General features: G+C 61.1%; 13 protein-coding genes. 8 read left to right on the top strand and 5 right to left on the bottom strand.

Annotation, left to right across the window (positions count from 1 at the left end):
• Entirely contained in the window at positions 1-1,689 is a 1,689-nt protein-coding gene (locus GJ672_RS04985; RefSeq protein ID WP_154296172.1) for an NADPH-dependent assimilatory sulfite reductase hemoprotein subunit, read from the bottom strand.
• Complete coding sequence (locus tag GJ672_RS04990) at positions 1,689-3,479, bottom strand: sulfite reductase flavoprotein subunit alpha (protein WP_154296173.1); 1,791 nt, start codon at positions 3,477-3,479, stop codon at positions 1,689-1,691. The genes GJ672_RS04985 and GJ672_RS04990 overlap by 1 nt, the downstream gene beginning before the upstream one ends.
• An 18-nt stretch (positions 3,480-3,497) precedes the next feature.
• On the opposite strand from GJ672_RS04990, the gene cysG reads away from it, so the two are divergent.
• Positions 3,498-5,006 (top strand): siroheme synthase CysG, encoded by a 1,509-nt coding sequence (gene cysG, locus GJ672_RS04995; RefSeq protein ID WP_154296174.1) that lies wholly within the window; start codon positions 3,498-3,500, stop codon positions 5,004-5,006.
• A gap of 119 nt (positions 5,007-5,125) precedes the next feature.
• On the opposite strand, the gene GJ672_RS05000 is transcribed toward cysG, so the two are convergent.
• On the bottom strand, positions 5,126-6,088 hold the full coding sequence (locus tag GJ672_RS05000) for an ABC transporter substrate-binding protein (RefSeq protein ID WP_154296175.1): 963 nt from the start codon (positions 6,086-6,088) through the stop codon (positions 5,126-5,128).
• Positions 6,089-6,268: 180 nt separating this feature from the next.
• Here GJ672_RS05000 and GJ672_RS05005 point away from each other — a divergent pair, with 180 nt between their 5' ends.
• The 5 genes from GJ672_RS05005 to GJ672_RS05025 are packed head-to-tail and all read left to right on the top strand — an operon-like array spanning position 6,269 to position 10,864.
• Complete coding sequence (locus GJ672_RS05005) at positions 6,269-6,919, top strand: pyroglutamyl-peptidase I (protein WP_154296176.1); 651 nt, start codon at positions 6,269-6,271, stop codon at positions 6,917-6,919.
• A complete protein-coding gene (locus GJ672_RS05010; RefSeq protein ID WP_154296177.1) occupies positions 6,916-7,983 on the top strand; it encodes an ABC transporter ATP-binding protein in 1,068 nt (355 codons plus the stop codon). The genes GJ672_RS05005 and GJ672_RS05010 overlap by 4 nt, the downstream gene beginning before the upstream one ends.
• 33 nt (positions 7,984-8,016) lie before the next feature.
• Positions 8,017-9,189, top strand: a complete 1,173-nt coding sequence (locus GJ672_RS05015; protein WP_154297037.1) for a PotD/PotF family extracellular solute-binding protein — start codon at positions 8,017-8,019, stop codon at positions 9,187-9,189.
• 17 nt (positions 9,190-9,206) lie between these two features.
• Positions 9,207-10,094 carry an ABC transporter permease gene (locus GJ672_RS05020; protein ID WP_154296178.1) on the top strand — a complete coding sequence of 296 codons (888 nt, stop codon included), beginning with the start codon at positions 9,207-9,209 and terminating at the stop codon, positions 10,092-10,094.
• A complete protein-coding gene (locus GJ672_RS05025; RefSeq protein ID WP_154296179.1) occupies positions 10,091-10,864 on the top strand; it encodes an ABC transporter permease in 774 nt (257 codons plus the stop codon). Before GJ672_RS05020 ends, GJ672_RS05025 begins: the two co-directional genes overlap by 4 nt.
• Here the strand turns inward: GJ672_RS05025 and GJ672_RS05030 are convergent.
• Positions 10,834-11,361: a winged helix DNA-binding protein gene (locus GJ672_RS05030; protein WP_154296180.1), complete on the bottom strand. Its 528-nt coding sequence runs from the start codon at positions 11,359-11,361 to the stop codon at positions 10,834-10,836. The genes GJ672_RS05025 and GJ672_RS05030 overlap by 31 nt on opposite strands.
• A gap of 7 nt (positions 11,362-11,368) precedes the next feature.
• Entirely contained in the window at positions 11,369-14,995 is a 3,627-nt protein-coding gene (locus GJ672_RS05035; RefSeq protein WP_154296181.1) for a hydantoinase B/oxoprolinase family protein, read from the bottom strand.
• A 171-nt stretch (positions 14,996-15,166) separates the two neighbouring features.
• Here GJ672_RS05035 and GJ672_RS05040 point away from each other — a divergent pair, with 171 nt between their 5' ends.
• Both GJ672_RS05040 and GJ672_RS05045 read left to right on the top strand, forming a co-directional pair.
• The gene (locus GJ672_RS05040; RefSeq protein WP_154296182.1) at positions 15,167-16,330 is read left to right on the top strand and encodes an alpha-hydroxy acid oxidase; all 1,164 of its coding nucleotides are present in this window, start codon (positions 15,167-15,169) and stop codon (positions 16,328-16,330) included.
• A 39-nt stretch (positions 16,331-16,369) separates the two neighbouring features.
• On the top strand, positions 16,370-18,220 hold the full coding sequence (locus GJ672_RS05045) for an L-lactate permease (protein WP_154296183.1): 1,851 nt from the start codon (positions 16,370-16,372) through the stop codon (positions 18,218-18,220).
• The last annotated feature ends 142 nt before the right edge of the window (positions 18,221-18,362 follow it).

An 18,362-nucleotide genomic window follows, 5' to 3' on the forward strand; every position in this document is an offset into this window, starting at 1 on the left:
TTAGTCGCTCCGCAACTCGTTTGTCTCGCTGCCATGAACGGTGGCGGAAATCGTCCCGGAACGAATGAGGTAATCGCCGAATGCCTCATCAACTTCACGATTCTGTGCAAAAGCCGCGAATAGCTGATCAATGATTTCAAGGATTGTCGGCTCGTCGATATTCTCGCGATGAATTCGATTGAGCCTCGAGCCATCGAAGGCCGCACCGAGATACATGTTGTATCGTCCCGGTGCACGGCCAACGAAACCAATTTCTCCGAGATAGGGCCGTGAGCAGCCGTTCGGGCAACCCGACATGCGGATCGTCATGGGAACATCGCCAATTCCGTGACGAACCGCGATTTCGTCAATGGACGCCAGCAATGTCGGGAGATATCGCTCGGACTCCGCCATTGCCAGGCCGCAGGTCGGGAAGGCAACACACGCCATCGAATGACGCTGGCGCACCGAGACCGATTCATCATCCAGACCTGCATCACGCAGACGCGTATCGACCGACTCACAGTCAGACGGCCGGATACCGCTGAGAATTAGGTTGTGATTGGGTGTGATGCGAACATCCTCGCTGTAATCACGGACAATGCGCTCGAGCGCCTCACGTGTCTCACCAGTGAGTCGCCCGCCTTCAACGAAGACCGTTCGGTGATATCGCTCATCAACAGCTTTATGCCACCCGAATCGATCTCCATTGCCGTTGAACGCGACCGGGATGGGATGATCGAGCGTAACGCCGCTCCGTGTCGCGACTTCCTTTGCAAGCCATTCGATCCCGCGGTCGTCAACGGTGTATTTAAAGCGAGCATGGCGGCGATTCTCGCGATCCCCGTAATCGCGCTGAATGGTGACAATCGCCTCGCAGACAGCGACTACATCCTCGGTCCGGACAAATCCGAGCGATTCTGCGAGCCGCGGAAATGTGCTTGAATCACCCTGACTGCAGCCCAGGCCGCCACCCGCCAGCACGTTAAACCCGATAAGGCAATCATTACGCTCGATCGCGATCAGGCCGATATCCTGACTGTAGACATCAACGTCATTAACCGGCGGCAGAGCAATCCCTATCTTGAATTTCCTTGGAAGATACGTCCGGCCGTAAAGCGGGTCCGGAGTCGGCTCAATCTCCCTGGTATCGACTTTATCGCCGTCAACCCAAATCTCCCGCCATGCATCCGTCCGTGGCGTCAGATGCGCGCTGATTTCCCGCGCGATGCGCGACGTCTCGGCGTGGAGAGGGCCCGCCTCAGGCTGGACATGACACATGACATTCCGATTGACATCCCCGCATCCGGCCAGCGAGTCCATGAGAACCGCGTCAAGCCGCCCCATCAGGTCCGGCAGATTCTCTTTCGCAACCCCGTGGAATTGCACGGCTTGGCGGGTTGTTAAACGCAGACTGCCACCGCCAAGCTGACGGGCCGTCTCATTCAGGGCCGACCACTGTTGAGGCGTTGCCACACCACCGGGCACACGCACTCTGATCATGAACCGATAATCAGGTTCAAGCCTCGCCTCGCGGCGCTCACGGCGGCTCTCCCGGTTGTCCTGCTGGTAGATGCCGTGGAATTTTGTAATCGCCGTGTCCTCTGGATGGACAGCGCCCGTGGTCTCGTCATCCAGGCTTGAGACCAGCGTTCCACGCAGATTTCGGCTTCGCGCCTTGATTTTTTCGACGTCGAGGTTTTCAGCCATCAATATACATCCTTCTGGTAGCGACCCTCACGCTTGAGCAGGTCGATTGCCTGTTGTGCTTGCTCATCAGTCAATCGACGCTCTGTGGCGATAATCGTTTTCAGCGCGTCTTCAACGGCCTGTGCCATCCCCCGGCCGTTACCGCAGACGTAGAAGTGCGCACCGCGCTCGAGCCATTCATTCACGTCGGTGCCCTCCTCAAGAATCCGATGCTGTACATACGTTCGCTCTGCCCCATCCCGGGAAAAGGCGACGGATAGCCGGTTGAGCCAACCGGTTTCATGCCAGTATTGCCAATCGAGCTGATAGAGGAAGTCTGTCCGGCGGTGCTGTTCACCAAAGAACAACCAGTTGTCTCCCGTTGCACCGGTTGCCTCACGGTGCTGCATAAAGGCCCGAAACGGCGCGACGCCGGTGCCAGGACCGACCATGATAATGGGGGTGGCACCCGAATCCGGCGGTTTGAAACGCGGATTCGGTTCGACGTAAACCGGGGCCGTATCACCGACCTGGAGACGCTCGAGTAGATAACCCGAAGCCGCACCGGTCCGGATACGATCGTCGTGATCGCCGGTTTCGAGCCGGACTGTCAGATGCACCTCATCCTCGGCCACTTCGGGGCTTGAGGCGATTGAATAAAGCCGAGGCGCGCACTTGCGCAGGGCGCCCACCAGCTGATCAGCCGTCACCTCGCCGGGATAGGCGCGGATAACGTCAACCGTCTGACGCGTGGTCAGCCAGCCGCGCAAACGCTCCCGGTCGTCGACAATTGCGTTCAGTGCGTCATGACCGGTCAGAGCTGCCCATTCTTTCAGAAATGGCACAACGACCTGCGTGAGTTCCAGGCGCTCGGTCGCGGCCGCCCGCAACGTCAGCCTCGAGTCATCGAAGACCACCTCCTCGTCACCAGACAGCCCGGTCAGTTGCAACAGCTCGTCCACCAGAGCATCGTCGTTGCGCGGCTGGATACCCAGTGAATCCCCAGGCGCATACTCGATACCGCTATCCTCCAGCGAGAGCACCACGTGGCCCACGCGCTTGCCGGACGGCGGAACCGTCAGTGGCGCGCGTTCGAGCACCTCCGCGTGGTATGGATTCCGACGATCATGCTGTAACGGTGTTGACGCTACCGACGGTACTGACGTCACCGAATGGGACTGCGAAGCAGACTCGAGCCGTTCAAACAGCGCAGTGGCCCACTGTGCTTCCTCCGCATCGAACTCAACGTCACAGTCGATGCGCTGGATCAGTGGCTTCGCGCCCAGCGCCTGCAGACGCTCATCGACATTCTTGCCCGCCTCGCAGAAATCGGGATAGGAGGAATCACCAAGCGCGAGCACGCTGTACTCGAGATCATCGAGCCTTGGCGCGTTGTCGCCATGCAAGAACTGGTGAAATGCCTCTGCGGTCTCCGGCGGTTCGCCATCACCATGGGTGCTCATGACCAGCGCGAGCAGTTCTTTTTTACGGATCTGGCGCGGGTTGACCTGTGCCAGGTCGGACATCTCCACATCGATGCCACGCGCTTGCGCCTGTTGTTTGAGCCGTTCAGCGACACCCCGCGCATTCCCCGTCTCAGTGCCGTACCAGATCGTCAGGGTTTGCGCCGGTAGCGCTGTTGGCGCGATTGCCGCGGATCCATCCACCGGCTGCGCCGACGCTCCCTGCTCGGCCGCCGCTAGTCCGGCCGTATACCCCGACACCCAGAGCAGTTCATCCCGATCGGCGGTTGATACCAGTGCGCGGAGGCGCTCTTCCAATGCGGTATTCAGATGACCTGAACTTGGCATACATCGACTCGTCTATGATTGATTTTTTCCAAGTCTAGGCATGACTGCCGCAATCCAAAAAAGAATTTTCGGGAATATTCATATAAAGCAATGTTGTTTTTCATACGTTTGCAAACTCGCTACTTTCAGTTCATGAGCGTTTCGAAAAACAATACCGGATCCCCTTTCTACCCAATCTTTCTGCGATTAAGACGGCGTCAGGTGTTGGTGATTGGAGGGAATATCGAGGCAGAGCGCAAGGTCCGTCGCCTGAATAGGGCCGGTGCCCGGATCACCGTGATCGCCGATGCGCTCACCGAGGGTCTCGAGGCGTTCGCGGTGGATGAGTCAATCGACTGGATTTCACCGCCGGTTGAGCCGGCGCATCTCGGCAACAAGCACTTGATCGTTATCGCGGATGCGGCGCCGGCGACGCTGGACTGGGTTCGTGATCAAGCCGAGCGAGACGGCATACCGTTCAACGCCGTCGATCAGCTCGAGCAGTGCAGCGCGATTGTACCGTCTGTTGTGGATCGGTCGCCGCTGATGGTTGCTGTCAGCTCCGCCGGGACCGCTCCAGAGCTGGCTAGGATGACACGCAGTCGGATCGAGCGAATGCTGCGTCCGGGATCCGGGCGCCTCGCCACTCTGCTAAGTGAGCTACGCGTGCCAATTCGCACACGCTACCCGGATATCCCGAGGCGCCGCCAATTCCTCAATTGGGCAATGACAGGCCCTCCCGCTGACGCTGCGGATCAGGGCGATAGCGAAGCGGCCGAGAATTATATCCGAGAATCTCTGGCAGATGAGCGCCAGACGCCAACCGGTGAGGTCATGCTTGTCGGCGCCGGCCCCGGCGACCCGGAATTGCTGACACTCCGCGCGTTGCGTGCAATACAGAGCGCTGATGTCATCGCGTATGACGGTCTCATCGATTCGTCGATACTCGATTACGCGCGACGTGATGCGAAGTTACTCAGCGTCGCCAAGCGAGCGGGCGACAAGGGCATTCATCAGACGGAGATCTGCGAACTGCTTGTCGAGCATGCAAGCGATGGTGCGCGCGTTGTTCGCCTTAAAGGAGGCGATCCGCTGATCTTCGGCCGCGCCGGCGAGGAGATCGATGCGCTCCGAGCCGCTGATGTACACTTTTCCATCATTCCCGGTGTAACGGCAGCGTCGGGGGCGGCTGCAGCCCTTAAAATGCCCCTGACACAGCGGGATCGATCGCAGTCTGTCCGCTTGGTCACCGCGCACTGCGCCAGAGGGATCGATTGCATTGATTGGGCAGCGCTCGCGACCGAGAAACAGACGCTAGCGTTTTATATGGGGATTGCCACCCTCGACCAGGTCGAGTGCAATCTCATCGCACATGGCCGTTCACCTGAGACACCGGTCGCAATCGTCGAGAACGCCAGTCAACCGACGCAGCGGCGGATCACTGGGCAGCTGGGGACGCTCTCAGTCCTCGCGCGTGAGCATCAACTGGTCTCGCCCGCTATAACGTTTATTGGTGAGGTGGCGGCTTCTGTCACTGTGCCGGCGTAAGACGGTATGGTAATCCCCCCATTTATAAACGGGGGGATTACCCAATGACGCGTCGACTGAACATATAAAGAAACGCCGGGGCGGGCCCCGGCGTCGTTGCTCAATTAACCGAGCTCCGGTTAGAGCATGTCCTGCAGGTTTGCGCGTGCGTCCTCACTCAACCAGGACATCCACATGTCCGGTCGATTCTGCAGAAAATGCACCACCGCTTCATCCACCGTGGCGTTGTTGTCCGAGTGCCATGCCAGCAGCTCATTCATTTCGCTGTTGTCGAAGCTGAGCCGCTGCATCAGCTCGAACACCGCCGGCTCGCGTTCGGCCAGGTCCGTGGTGACCACGTTGTAGACTGGTGAGGAGGGCCAGGCCGTCTTGCCAATGTCGTCGCAATCTACATCCAGATTGCACTCATAGGTTTCCTGGTCAACGGGACCCATATCCACGCTGACGAGATCGTACTTGCCAAGCGGCGCCGTCGGCCCCCAGTAGTAGCCAAAGTACGGCTCGCCGCTCTCGTACGCGGAGACCAGTGCAGCCATCAACGTCTCACCGGAGCCGTGATGAAAAACTTCAATGCCATGGCTCTCGAAGTCATAGGCTTCGACTAGTGCGTCATTGGCATTTCGGCACCCCCAGCCATCAGGACAGCTGTGGAAGCGCCCGCCCACGAGTTCCGGGTTCTCAAGAATCCCCTCTATCGTGGCGAGTTCCGGATGCTCCTCCACCAGATAGGAGGGAACCAGCCAATGCTCGGTACCACCGGCACTGAACGCATCCGAGGCCTTGACTACCCGCCCCTCTTCCTCGAGACGGAAATACGCCGGCGCTCCGTTCGGCCAGAGCTCCGGTATGACATCCGGTTCGTTGTTCTCCGCCAGGGAGGTCACCGCTGTGGTGGTGGCGGAGGGGACCACCACCACATCGCAGCCATACCCTTGCTCCATGAGAAACGCCGCTACACCAGTGATGATCCGGCCGGACGTCCAGTTCATTTCGGCGACGGAGACGGTACCGCAATCGGCTTTCGCACTGAGAGGCGCCATCAGCCCCGCCAGTGCCACGGCCAGTACACAACGTTTACGCATAAAATGCTCCACTTTTGCTTTGGCATATCGCCACATTTGATAGTAGATCAATTTTCTTGATGATTCGAACCCGCCCCATCCACCGCGCCTTGACAGAACGCCTACCCCATGGGCTAATACCGATGATTTATCGATAAAACGGCGCGATAAACGTAAAACGCGGCGTTGGGAAGGGCCTGGATGATTCTTCTGACTGGATTCGGAGGCTACGGGGGACAGGGCAGTAACCCCTCCTCGCTACTGGCGGACAGACTTGATGGCAGCCGGATCGGTGGCCATGAAGTTGTCGGCCGGATCCTGCCGGTGGGGCTTGGTGCCGTGAGGCGGGATGTCCCAACGCTTCTGGACGAGTTACAGCCGGATCTGGTTCTGTCGCTTGGCCTTTGGCCCGGCGAGCCCGTCATCCGGCTGGAGCGTCTGGCGACGAACCACTGTGACTTCGAAATCCCGGACATGGGCGACGCCTGGCACAAGGGTCCCGTGCGACCGGGACGACCGGATGCCTACCTGACCGCATTGCCCATGGACCTGATGCAGCGAAGCATCCGTGACATGGGAGTTCCCTGTCGGACGTCGATGTCCGCGGGCACTTACCTCTGTAATGCGTTGTATTATCTGTTCAGTGATGAGTGCCAAAGCCGCTCCACCCGCGCCGTCGGCTTCATGCATTTGCCCTACCTGCCGTCCCAGGTGGCCGCCCTGATGGACGATGTCCTCGCAGACCCGGCGCTGGAACTGCATCAGCGCAGCGATCTCGCCTCAATGGCCCTGGCCGACATGGAACGGGCCATTCACGCCGGCCTCAGTTGCGCGCTGGAGGAAATCGCTTGACCGATACGCCGATTCTCAGCCTCCGGCACCTCTGCAAGACCTACGGCACTACCGTCCCGGCTCGGGACTTCTCCATTGACATCGCCCGCGGCGAGTTTTTCACCATGCTGGGCCCCAGCGGCTCGGGAAAGTCCACGATACTGCGACTCATCGCCGGGCTGGAGCAGCCCGATCAGGGCGAGATCATCATCGATGGCAAAGACATGACCGCAACCCCGCCCTGGGAGCGGCGTCTGGGCATGGTGTTTCAGCACTATGCGGTCTTCCCGCACATGGATGTCGCGCGCAATGTCGGTTATGGCCTGCGTCGCGATGGTCTCTCCCGGACAGCCATGGCCGCGCGAATCTCCGAGCTCCTGACACTGGTTGGACTGGCGGGGTTCGAGGCGCGGCGGGTTCATCAGCTCTCGGGCGGAGAGCAGCAACGCGTTGCCATCGCCCGCGCCCTCGCGCAGCGCCCGGACATCCTGCTGCTGGATGAGCCGCTGTCGGCACTGGACGAGAAGATTCGGCGGGAAATGCAGTCCGAGCTGACCGGGATACAGAAGCAGACCGGCACGACGTTTATCTACGTCACCCATGATCAGGAAGAGGCACTGACCATGAGTGACCGCATTGCCGTTCTCAACGATGGGCGGTACGTGCAGTGCGGGGCCCCCGAGGCTATCTTTCGAGCACCGGCAACACCATTTGTCGCTGAATTCTTTCGCGGCGCCAATGTCCTGACCGCCAGCATTGAGGCGGTATCCGAGACGCTGGCCCGAGTGAGCTTCGGTGACCGCGATCTGCAGGTTCCCCGTCAATCCCGGACCGGCGATGCCCAGCGGGTGGCGATTCGCGGCGAGGCCATCGAGTTGGGCGCGCAGGCCACTGAGTCCGAGGTGACCCTTCAGGCTCAAGTCGTCCGCATCACCTATCGCGGGCTCTACACCGCCGTGGAACTGCGCCTGCCTGACCGGCAGACACTGACCGCCATTCATCGCGGCGCCGTCCCGCTGGAAGAAGGCGAAAAAACCCCAATCGGTCTGAAAATCAGCGATATTGTCCTGCTGGACAATGATTGAACCCCCAACCCTGACGAAGCGCGGAGAACAACAATGAATCGGAATTTTGCACGCATGAATCGCCGGCAGTTTCTGGGCACAGGCGCGGCGCTTGGCGCCGGGCTGCTGACCGCCGGCCTGCCCGGCACTCTCCTGGCTCAGAACCGCCTGGGCGTCACCATGGCCGACATCGGCGTGGGTGACCCGGGCGACTGGAGCCGCCTCGAGGGCCTTATCAACGCTGACATCAACGTAGTAGCCATTGGCAACAGCCCATCCGCGGTGGTCAACCAGCTGGTGGCTGGCGGTGGTCGCCGGGCATTTGACGTCATCAATATCGTCGGCGGCATGCAGCAACCGCTGGTGGATGCCGATCTGATTCTGCCCATCGAGGTTGATCGCCTGAGTCACTGGGATGCCAACCACTACATCGCCGACTTTCTGGCGCCGGGTACCCCCGGGTTTGATTTCATCGGCTATCAGGACACCGTTTACGGCGTTCCCACCGTCCTGCAGGCGGACAGCTTTGCCTACCTGCCCGACGAAACCGGTGAGCTGGACAGCCTCGGGGCGCTTTTTGACCCGCGCTTCCGCGGGTTCGTCGCCCTCGAGGATAACTACACCACCGCGGGACAGAAGACGGCGCTGTATCTCCAGCAAAGTGGCCTCGCCGATATCGACGATCCGTCCAATCTCACGCCGGGCGAGCTCCGGACGGTGATCGACTTCCTCATCGAGAAAAAACAGGAGGGGCAGTTCCGTCTGCTCTGGTCGAGCTTCGAGCAGGCGGTGCAGCTGCTGGTCAGCAAGGAAGTGCACGTCATGGACTGCTGGGAGCCCATGGTCATCGTGGCCAACCAGCAGGGTGCCAACGTGCGCTACGCGCAGCCCTCGGAGGGCTATCTGCTGTGGGCTATGGCGGCCTACATCGTCAATAACCCCACCCGCAGCGAAGAGCAGCTGGAGGCGACCTACCAGATGCTCGATTTCATGCTCGGCCCCTGGTACGGCGCGACCATCACGGACATGCGCGGCTACATGACCAACCCGCTGGCCGCCGACTTCGCCCGGGAGAGCGACGCATTCGACCAAGCCACCGCCGAGCGGGTGGCCGCCATCGATGAAGAAGTGAAAGAGAAGTTCGAGTTCGGCGGCACCTGGCAGAACCGCTGGCCGGATGAGGTCGACCTCTATGAGGAAGAGTGGCAGCGGTTCAAGTCGGCCTGAGGCGGTAGATCCCGCCCATGCCGAGGCAAGCCGCCAGACCCGTGATTACCCGCCTGCTGCAGCGGGGCCTCTACGGAGCCCCGCTGGCGGCGGTGGCGACCCTCGTGGTGGGGCCACTGGCCGTGATGGTGATGGTCAGTTTCTGGACGCGGACAGGCTTCAGCATGACGCCGGATTTCAGCCTTGCGGCGTATTCCACCTTTCTGGGCAGCACCCGGCTGGACATCCTCTTCCGCAGTCTTTGGGTGGCCGCCAGCGCTACCCTGATCATGCTGCTCATTGCCTATCCGGCGGCGTTCCTGATTGCCCGTCGCGTGCGCACCGATGCCGTCCGCACGGTGCTTTTCCTGTTTGCGGTGCCCTTTCTGGTCAACTATGTGGTTCGCACCTTTGCATGGACGGAGATTCTTGGCCGTTCCGGCTGGGTCAACACAATGCTGCTCAATCTGGGAGTGATCGGGGCACCCCTGGACTGGCTGCTGTATAGCCAGTTTTCGGTGTATCTGGGGCTCATTACGGCTTACATGCCCTTCATGGTTTTCCCCATCTGGCTCTCCCTGTCCGCCATCGACCCACGCCTTGAGCAGGCCAGCTGGATGCTTGGAGAGACCCCCCGGCAGACTTTCTGGCGGATCACCCTGCCGCTGTCCCTGCCCGGGGTTTTCGCCGCCGCCTTGTTCGGATTCGTGGGAGCGTTTGGTGAATTCGCGATCTCCACGGTATTGGGTGGCACGGGTTATCAGCTGTTGGGCAACTCCGTCATCAGTGCCCTGAACGTGATCAATTATCCGCTTGCTGCGGCGATATCCACATTCTCGGTGGGGGTGATGGGCGTGCTGCTGCTGATCTGGTTCAGGGTATTCGACCTGCGACTGTTTCTTGGCAAGATCATGGGGCGCACATGACTCGCGGTGTGTGGCTATTCCTGGGCGCAGTCCTCGGTGTGCTCTATCTCCCGCTGATCCCGCCAGTGCTGGAGTCGTTCCGGGCCGGCGATGGCTTTATCGCGAACTACACCGGTATCGCGGCGAACGCCGTGTTAATGGAGGGCATTCGCAACACCGCCGTGCTCGGGCTGACCGTCGCGGTGATCACGCCCCTGATCGCGCTTAGCGTCGCCCAGACCCTGCGGGCCTGGGGCCGGGCGCGACTGATCCTGGGATTGATCCTGCTGCCCCTGTTCGTCCCCGGCGTTTCCATGGGCCTTGCCACCGCGCTGGTCTTTCAGGTGATCGGACTGGAGGCTTCCATGGTCTCAATGGCCCTGGTGCAGATCCTTTGGGCCCTGCCATTTGCCACCCTGCTGCTGCTCACGGTCATGGCCGGTTTCGATCGAGCCTATCTGGAGGCGGCCCACATGCTTGGCGCCCACCCGCTGCGCGCGTTCATTGACATCGAATTGCCGCAGATATGGCCGGGGATTCTTGGAGCCGGGATTTTCTCGCTAATTCTGTCTTTTAACGAAACCATCCGGACTTCCATTGTCCAGGGCGGGTCCAACACGGTGCAGACTTATCTCTGGTCGCAATATCAGCAGGTGGGGCTCACGCCACCGCTTTATGCGCTCATGACCCTGCTGATCGCCCTGACTCTCGTGCTGGTAGGGCTGCTGGCCGTGCTGGACCGACGCCTGCTTGCCCGCCGTCAGATTGACGCGGCGGATCTCGACGCCTGATCATAAACTCCGGATAACGTCCTGAGAATGCGGGCAATTCGGCGAATTTCCGCATAATCCGTACCGGTCATTTCCAGCGACTGCAGCAGACAGGCCCGTCGAACATCCCGATAAGCCTCGCAGAGGGACGCGCCACTGTCGGTGGTGCTGTAGAAAATCTCCTTGCCAACTTTGCGGCTGTCCAGCAGCTCCAGCTTGACCAGTTTCTTCAGTGAATAATTCACCGTGTGGCTGTCCTCCACATTGAGCATGAAGGCCACATCTCCCAACCGTTTTTCCTTGTCGCGGTGGTTGACGTTGTGCAGAACGAGAATGTCCAGGGGATTGAGATCGGGCTGCCCCGAGGCTCGCATGCAATGGGTCATCCATCGGGAGAAAGCGTTGTAGCTCATGGTGAGTGCGTACTCGAGCTCACTCAGCTCCCAGCCTTTTTCATCGGAGGCAAGGTGTGCCGAGGAAACGATCGGCGGGGGTTGATCGGACGGTAGATTTTTCATGTCGAATTCAATCCTTCAAGTTGGGCGTTCCATAGCCACCCCCGCCCGGCGTTTCGATAACGAATACGTCGCCGGGGGTGAGTCTCACTTCGTCATTGCCATCCAGCTCGATGCAGGGGCCATTGCTTCGCTCGACGTAATTGCGCCCGGTGCGACCAGGCTCGCCCCCCTCCAGTCCATGGGGCGGGATCCGTCGGTGCGAGGAGAGAACCGTCGCGGTGGCGGACTCAAGAAAACGCAACCGCCGCCGAATGCCGTCGCCGCCCCGCCATTGACCCTGCCCGCCAGCGCCCTGACGAATGGCAAACTCTTCCACCCGGACCGGGAAACGGTTTTCCAGCACCTCCGGGTCGGTCATGCGGGTGTTGGTCATATGGCTATGGACTGCACTGGTGCCGTGGAAGCCCGGACCCGCGCCGGTGCCGCCACCAACCGTTTCATAGTTCTGATAGCTGCCGTTGCCATAGATGAAGTTGTTCATCGTCCCCTGGGAACCCGCCATGACGCCCAGCGCCCCATACAGGGCCTCGGCAATCGCCTGACTGACTTCCGTGTTCCCGGAGATCACCGCCGCCGGATAGTTCGGGTTGATCATGGATCCGTCCGGCGCGTGGATCGAGATCGGCTTCAGGCAGCCCTCATTCATCGGGATATCGGCGCCCACCAGCGTTCGGAACACATAGAGCACCACGGCCCGGCAAACCGCGAACGGGGCGTTGTAATTGAAGGGGTCCTGCGGTGATGTACCGCTGAAATCAATGTGTGCGGTCCGCTCGACATGATCCACGGAAATGGACACGGCAATGGTCGCGCCACTGTCCAGGGGATAACTGAAGGAACTGTCCTTGAGGACATCCAGAACCCTACGAACACTCTCCTCGGCGTTATTCTGCACGTGACGCATGTAGGCCTGAACCACCGCCAGGCCGAATTCCCGGACGATGCGATGGAGCTCGCGCACCCCGGTTTCGTTGGCCGCCACCTGAGCCGCCAGGTCGGCCATGTTCTCGCCGATGTTGCGGCAGGGGTAGCGGCCCTGGGACAGCAACTCGCGAGCCTCCGCCTCTCGGAACCGGCCCTGATCCAGCAACAGGAAATTGCGGATCAGGACCCCTTCTTCATCAATATGGCGACTGTCCGGCGGGCCCGATCCGGGGGTTTTGCCACCGATGTCCGCGTGATGACCACGGGATGCCGTCAGAAAGACAATCTCTTCCCCCGCTGCATCGAAAACCGGGGTGATAACGGTCACGTCGGGCAGATGGGTCCCGCCACTATAGGGGTCGTTCATCATGAAGACGTCCCCCGGGCGGATCTTGCCCGCATTGTCACGCAGGACGCTGCGGACGCTCTCGCTCATGGAACCCAGATGAACCGGCACATGGGGGGCGTTGGCGACCAGATCACCATTGGCATCAAAAATGGCGCACGAGAAATCGTAGCGTTCCTTGATGTTCACCGAGTGGGCGGTATTGGCCAGGGTCGATCCCATCTGCTCGGCGATGGACATGAAAAGGTTGCTGAACACCTCCAGCATGACCGGATCCACCGCGGTGTCGACGGCACTGGACCGGGGCACTTCACGGACCCGGCGCAGCTCCAGCGCGCCGTCTGCCAGCTCCCGGGCCTGCCACCCCGCTTCCACCACGGTGGTCCCGGTGGGGTCCGTGATGATGGCCGGGCCCTCCAGCACCACCCCTGGCTGCAACTGATTGCGCTCCAGCACCGGGACGCTCCGCCATTCCCCGACAGAAAACATTCGCGCCGTTTCCGGCTCCGCTGTGGACGCCGCCACCTCGGTGGCGACCGAGGGCATTTGACCAATGGAGCCCACCGCCTCGGCGGACACGATTTCGAGCAACCGGTCACGGCCGTTGGGAATGAAGCCGAACCGCTGTTGATGCGCGGCGTCAAAAGCCGCCTGCATGGTTTCAGGGTCCGAAAAAGGCACGGGGAGAACCTGGTGGGAACCCGCGACCCGCACGTGCGCCGTGCGAATCACCCGGATGCCGGATTCCGGGATACCCTGTTGGAGAACCTCATCCCGGGCCGAGGCTGCCAAGTCATCAAGCAGCCGTTGCGCCTCCGCCGCCTGACTCACGGAGCCACCAAACTGGTGTTCGCGCACGGCCCGCACGTCGGCGACTCCCATGCCGAACGCGGACAGTACCCCCGCCAGGGGATGGATGTAGATGGATTGCATGCCCAACAGATCGGCCACACCACAGGCATGCTGGCCGCCGGCTCCACCGAAGCAGTTGAGGGTGTATTCCGTGACGTCGTGACCCCGCTGAACCGAGATTTTCTTGATGGCATTGGCCATGTTCTCCACGGCGATCCGCAGAAAGCCCTCCGCCAGGGCCTCGACGGACATCGGCTCGGCGCCGGTCTCGCGGGCAATTCGGGCCGACAGGGCTTCGAACCGGGTTCGCGCTGCCGCTACATCAAGCGGTTCGTCACCATTCGGGCCGAACACGTGAGGAAAGCGATCCGGCTGCAGTTTTCCCAGCACGACATTGCAGTCGGTGACCGCCAGTGGCCCACCGCGGCGATAACTGGCCGGCCCCGGAACGGCGCCGGCACTGTGGGGCCCGACCTGCAGGCGCCCATGCTCGAATTCCAGCACCGAGCCGCCGCCGGCCGCCACGGTATGGATGCTCATCATGGGCGCGCGCATGCGCACCCCGGCGACTTCGGTTTCCAGTGAGCGCTCATATTCACCGGCGTAATGGCAGACGTCGGTGGAAGTGCCGCCCATGTCAAACCCGATCAGGCGATCGAAGCCCATGCACTCGGCGGTCCGAACCATGCCCACCACCCCACCGGCCGGGCCGGAGAGAATGGCATCCTTGCCCTGAAAAAACTCCGCGTCCGTTAGCCCGCCATTGGACTGCATGAACATCAGGGAGTCACAACCCCCCTGATCAGCGCCCAGGGCATCGCTGACCTCATTGACATAGCGCCGCAGGATCGGCGAGAGGTAAGCGTCCACAACGGTGGTGTCACCGCGGCTCACCAGTTTGATCAGGGGACTGGTTTCGTGGCTCAGGGATATCTGACTGAATCCCACCGACCGGGCGAGCTCACCGATGGCCTGTTCATGGCCCGGATGGCGATAACCATGCATGAGCGCCACGGCGACCGCGCGGAAGCCATGGGCGTAGGCTGCCTTCAGCGCCTCGCGAACCCGATCCTGATCAAGGCTCTCAATGATTTCCCCGTCGACGCTGACCCGCTCTGGTGCTTCGATTACCCGGTCATAGATGAGATCCGGCAACTTGATGTCCAGATCGAACAGCCTGGGGCGGTTCTGATAGCCGATCCGCAGCAGATCGCCAAAGCCCCGGGTGATCACCAGCACGGTGGGTTCCCCGCGCCGTTCCAGCAGGGCGTTGGTGGCGACGGTCGTCCCCATTTTGACCGCCTCGATCCGACCTTCCGGAATGGGCTCGTGGGCGTCGAGACCCAGCATGTCCCGGACCCCGGCCACGGCGGCATCCCGGTAACGTTCCGGATTGTCGGATAACAATTTGCGGGAATGCAGCGCGCCATCCGGGGCGCGGGCAACAATATCGGTAAAGGTTCCGCCGCGGTCGATCCAGAACTGCCAGGCTGATTTTTCGCCGTGACCCATGAAGCTTGCCCTGTCGAGTGCTTATTTTTATTTCAACATTTGTCAACATATCATCAGCGTCGATACCGAACCAACTGCCGCTGAAACAACAGCCTTGCAAGATCATTACGGCGTGGTACCTTCGCCCAAATTGTCAGTCTGGTAGGACCAACGGCGACGGAGGAGAAGACAGTGCCTGTGATCACCTGCATTGATGACCTCAAAAAGATTTATCGCCGCAAGGTCCCCCGGATGTTCTACGACTACTGCGAAACCGGCAGCTGGTCGGAGCAGACCTTCCAGGAAAACACCTCGGATTTCGATGACCTGTACTTCCGGCAGCGGGTTGCCGTGGACATGACCAACCGGACGACCCAGAGCACGATGATCGGCCACGAGGTCGCCATGCCTGTGGCCCTGTCTCCCGTCGGGCTCACCGGAATGCAGCATGCCGATGGCGAGATTCATGCCGCCCAGGCAGCGGAAAAGTTCGGCGTACCCTTCACCCTCTCAACGCTCTCCATCTGTTCCATTGAGGACGTCGCCGAAAACACCACCCAACCGTTCTGGTTCCAGGTTTACACACTCCGCGATGACGACTTCATGAAACGGCTCATGGAGCGCGCGCGCGCTGCACAGTGTTCGGCCGTGGTCATCACCCTGGATCTGCAGGTGCAGGGGCAACGGCACAAGGATCTGAAAAACGGCCTCAGCGCGCCACCCAAGCTCACGGTCTCCTCTATCGCCGACATGATGACCAAAGTGTCCTGGGGGATCGGCATGCTGGGCACAAAACGGCGGACCTTCGGCAATGTCGTCGGTCATGCCAAGGGCGTCACCGACCCGGCGTCCCTGTCATCCTGGACCGCCGAAGCCTTTGATCACGCCCTGGACTGGGATCGGGTCAAAGAGCTCATGGACATGTGGGGCGGCAAGGTTATCCTCAAAGGCATCATGGACCCGGAGGATGCCATGCGGGCGGCCGATCTCGGGGCCGACGCCATCGTGGTGTCGAATCACGGCGGCCGCCAGCTGGATGGCGCCCTCAGCGCTATCCGGGCGCTGCCGGCGGTCATTGACGCGGTCGGCGACCGCATCGAGGTGTTCTTCGACAGCGGCATCCGCTCCGGACAGGACATCCTCAAAGCCCTCGCCCTGGGCGCGGACGGCGTGATGGTCGGTCGCTCCTGGGTCTATGGTCTCGGAGCGATGGGGAGCCCTGGCGTCACCAAGGCGCTGGAAGTACTTCACAAAGAACTGGATACCACCATGGCCCTGTGCGGGCATCGGGACATCAACAGGGTGGACAAGGATATTCTGCTGGTGCCGGAAGATTTCACCGGTCGCTGGGCTTAAAGAGCAAAACCGTAAAACAACAAGGGATGGAGAGTGCCTATGAATCTTGGACTCATGGTGATCACGGCCCTGCTGCCGCTGCTCACGGTCGCTATCTTTCTGGTCGGCCTTCGGTGGCCGGCGAAATACGCGATGCCGCTGGCCTATATTGTGGCCGTGGTGGTGGCCCTGGGATTCTGGGGCACTGACTTCAACGTGGTGGCCGGTGCGTCAGCCAATGGCGTGGTCACGGCACTTAATATTCTGTTTATCGTTTTCGGCGCCATTCTGCTGCTCTACACCCTGCGGGAGAGTGGTGCGATTGCGGTCATCCAGCAGGGGTTCAGTGACATTTCACCCGACCGTCGGGTGCAGGCCATCATCGTGGCCTGGCTGTTCGGCTCACTGATCGAAGGCGCTTCAGGGTTTGGCACCCCGGCGGCCATCGCCGCGCCGCTGCTCGTGGCCCTGGGGTTCCCGGCCATGGCCGCGGTTGTCTCGGCCATGATCATTCAATCGACGCCAGTGTCGTTTGGTGCCGTGGGCACGCCCATTATCGTCGGCGTCAATGCCGGCCTTGCCGATCAGTCGGTGACCGAGCGAATGGTCGAAGCGGCGGGCATCCCCTACGCGGAATACCTCAATCAGATCGGCATGCAGGTCGCGATGGTGCACGCGCTGGTCGGGGTATTTATCCCATTGATCATGGTGGGCATGCTGACCCGCTTTTTCGGCGCCAACCGGTCATTCATGGAAGGCCTCCGGGCCTGGCCTTTCGCCCTGTTCGCGGGCGTGTCGTTTGTGGTGCCCTACTACGCCGTCGCCGCCCTGCTGGGACCGGAGTTCCCGGCGCTGCTCGGCGGCCTCATCGGTATCGCCATTGTGGTCACCGCCGCCCGGCGGGGCCTGTTCCTCCCCAAGGACACCTTTCAGTTCGAGGACCGGGAGCACTGGCAGCCGGAGTGGATCAGCGTTCTGCAGCGGGAGACTCAGACTGAGCGCCCGGCGGACGCCAAGCTGTCACAGTTCCAGGCCTGGCTGCCCTACGTCATCGTGGCGGTACTGCTGGTCATCACCCGCACGGTGGACCCGGTGGTTGACGCCCTGCGCTCACCAGCAGTGACCATCTCTTTCACCGACATCTTCGGCTCCGGGATCAATGCGGCGTCACAGCCACTGTACCTGCCCGGCTTCATCCTCCTGGTCACCTCGGTGATCACCTACTTCCTCCACAAGATGTGGACCCACGGCGATTATCGAAACGCGTGGACAACCGCGGGCAAGACCATCATCGCGGCCGGTAGCGCGCTGATCTTTGCGGTGCCCATGGTGCAGGTGTTCATCAACTCGGCGCCGGGTGGTCTGGACAATGTGGCCGACATACAGGCAGCCATCGCTGACGGCGTTGCTCTCGGGGCGGTGGCACAGGTGGCCAGCATGCCCGAGATGCTGGCTCTGGGTGTCTCTGCCCTGGCCGGCGAGTTGTGGCCGCTGTTCGCGCCCCTGGTGGGTGGTCTCGGGGCGTTTCTGGCTGGCAGTAATACGGTCAGCAACATGATGTTCGCCTATTTCCAGATCTCCACCGCCGAGCAGATCGGCCTCGGCTCCTTCGGAGCTTCCATGGTGGTGGCGCTGCAGGCCGTGGGCGGTGCCGGTGGCAATATGATCACCGTGCACAACGTGGTGGCCGCTTCGGCGACGGTTGGCCTATTGGGACGAGAGGGCGATGTCATCCGCAAGACGCTTATCCCCATGATGTATTACATGGGGGCGGCCGGGTTGCTGGGCATGGCTATTATCAGCGGAGGCGCCAATTTCTGGTACGCGGGGTGGATAGGGTTTGTCGCCCTTTCCCTGGTGTTCATGCTGGTGAACCGCGGGCGGCACCCGGGGGCACCCGGCGCCGCCTGATCCGCGTCCATTGTCTGTAACCCCAACCACGGGGGCAGTGCTGACACTGCCCCCGTTTTTTTCTGCAAAACGCTGAACCAGCAGCCCTGCGCCCCGGTCAAAAGGCGTGCTAAATTAATCTTTTCAAGCTCGATATCCGGGA

Source organism: Spiribacter sp. 2438 (assembly GCF_009676705.1).
Taxonomy (GTDB): Bacteria; Pseudomonadota; Gammaproteobacteria; order Nitrococcales; family Nitrococcaceae; genus Spiribacter.

Bases quoted from the DNA above. Each gene is read 5' to 3' on its own strand.
- GJ672_RS05030 (WP_154296180.1), bottom strand. From the start codon at position 11,361: ATGAAAAATCTACCGTCCGATCAACCCCCGCCGATCGTTTCCTCGGCA.
- GJ672_RS05015 (WP_154297037.1), top strand. From the start codon at position 8,017: ATGAATCGGAATTTTGCACGCATGAATCGCCGGCAGTTTCTGGGCACA.
- GJ672_RS04990 (WP_154296173.1), bottom strand. From the start codon at position 3,479: ATGCCAAGTTCAGGTCATCTGAATACCGCATTGGAAGAGCGCCTCCGC.
- GJ672_RS05045 (WP_154296183.1), top strand. From the start codon at position 16,370: ATGAATCTTGGACTCATGGTGATCACGGCCCTGCTGCCGCTGCTCACG.
- GJ672_RS05005 (WP_154296176.1), top strand. From the start codon at position 6,269: ATGATTCTTCTGACTGGATTCGGAGGCTACGGGGGACAGGGCAGTAAC.
- GJ672_RS05000 (WP_154296175.1), bottom strand. From the start codon at position 6,088: ATGCGTAAACGTTGTGTACTGGCCGTGGCACTGGCGGGGCTGATGGCG.
- GJ672_RS05020 (WP_154296178.1), top strand. From the start codon at position 9,207: ATGCCGAGGCAAGCCGCCAGACCCGTGATTACCCGCCTGCTGCAGCGG.
- GJ672_RS05025 (WP_154296179.1), top strand. From the start codon at position 10,091: ATGACTCGCGGTGTGTGGCTATTCCTGGGCGCAGTCCTCGGTGTGCTC.
- GJ672_RS04985 (WP_154296172.1), bottom strand. From the start codon at position 1,689: ATGGCTGAAAACCTCGACGTCGAAAAAATCAAGGCGCGAAGCCGAAAT.
- GJ672_RS05035 (WP_154296181.1), bottom strand. From the start codon at position 14,995: ATGGGTCACGGCGAAAAATCAGCCTGGCAGTTCTGGATCGACCGCGGC.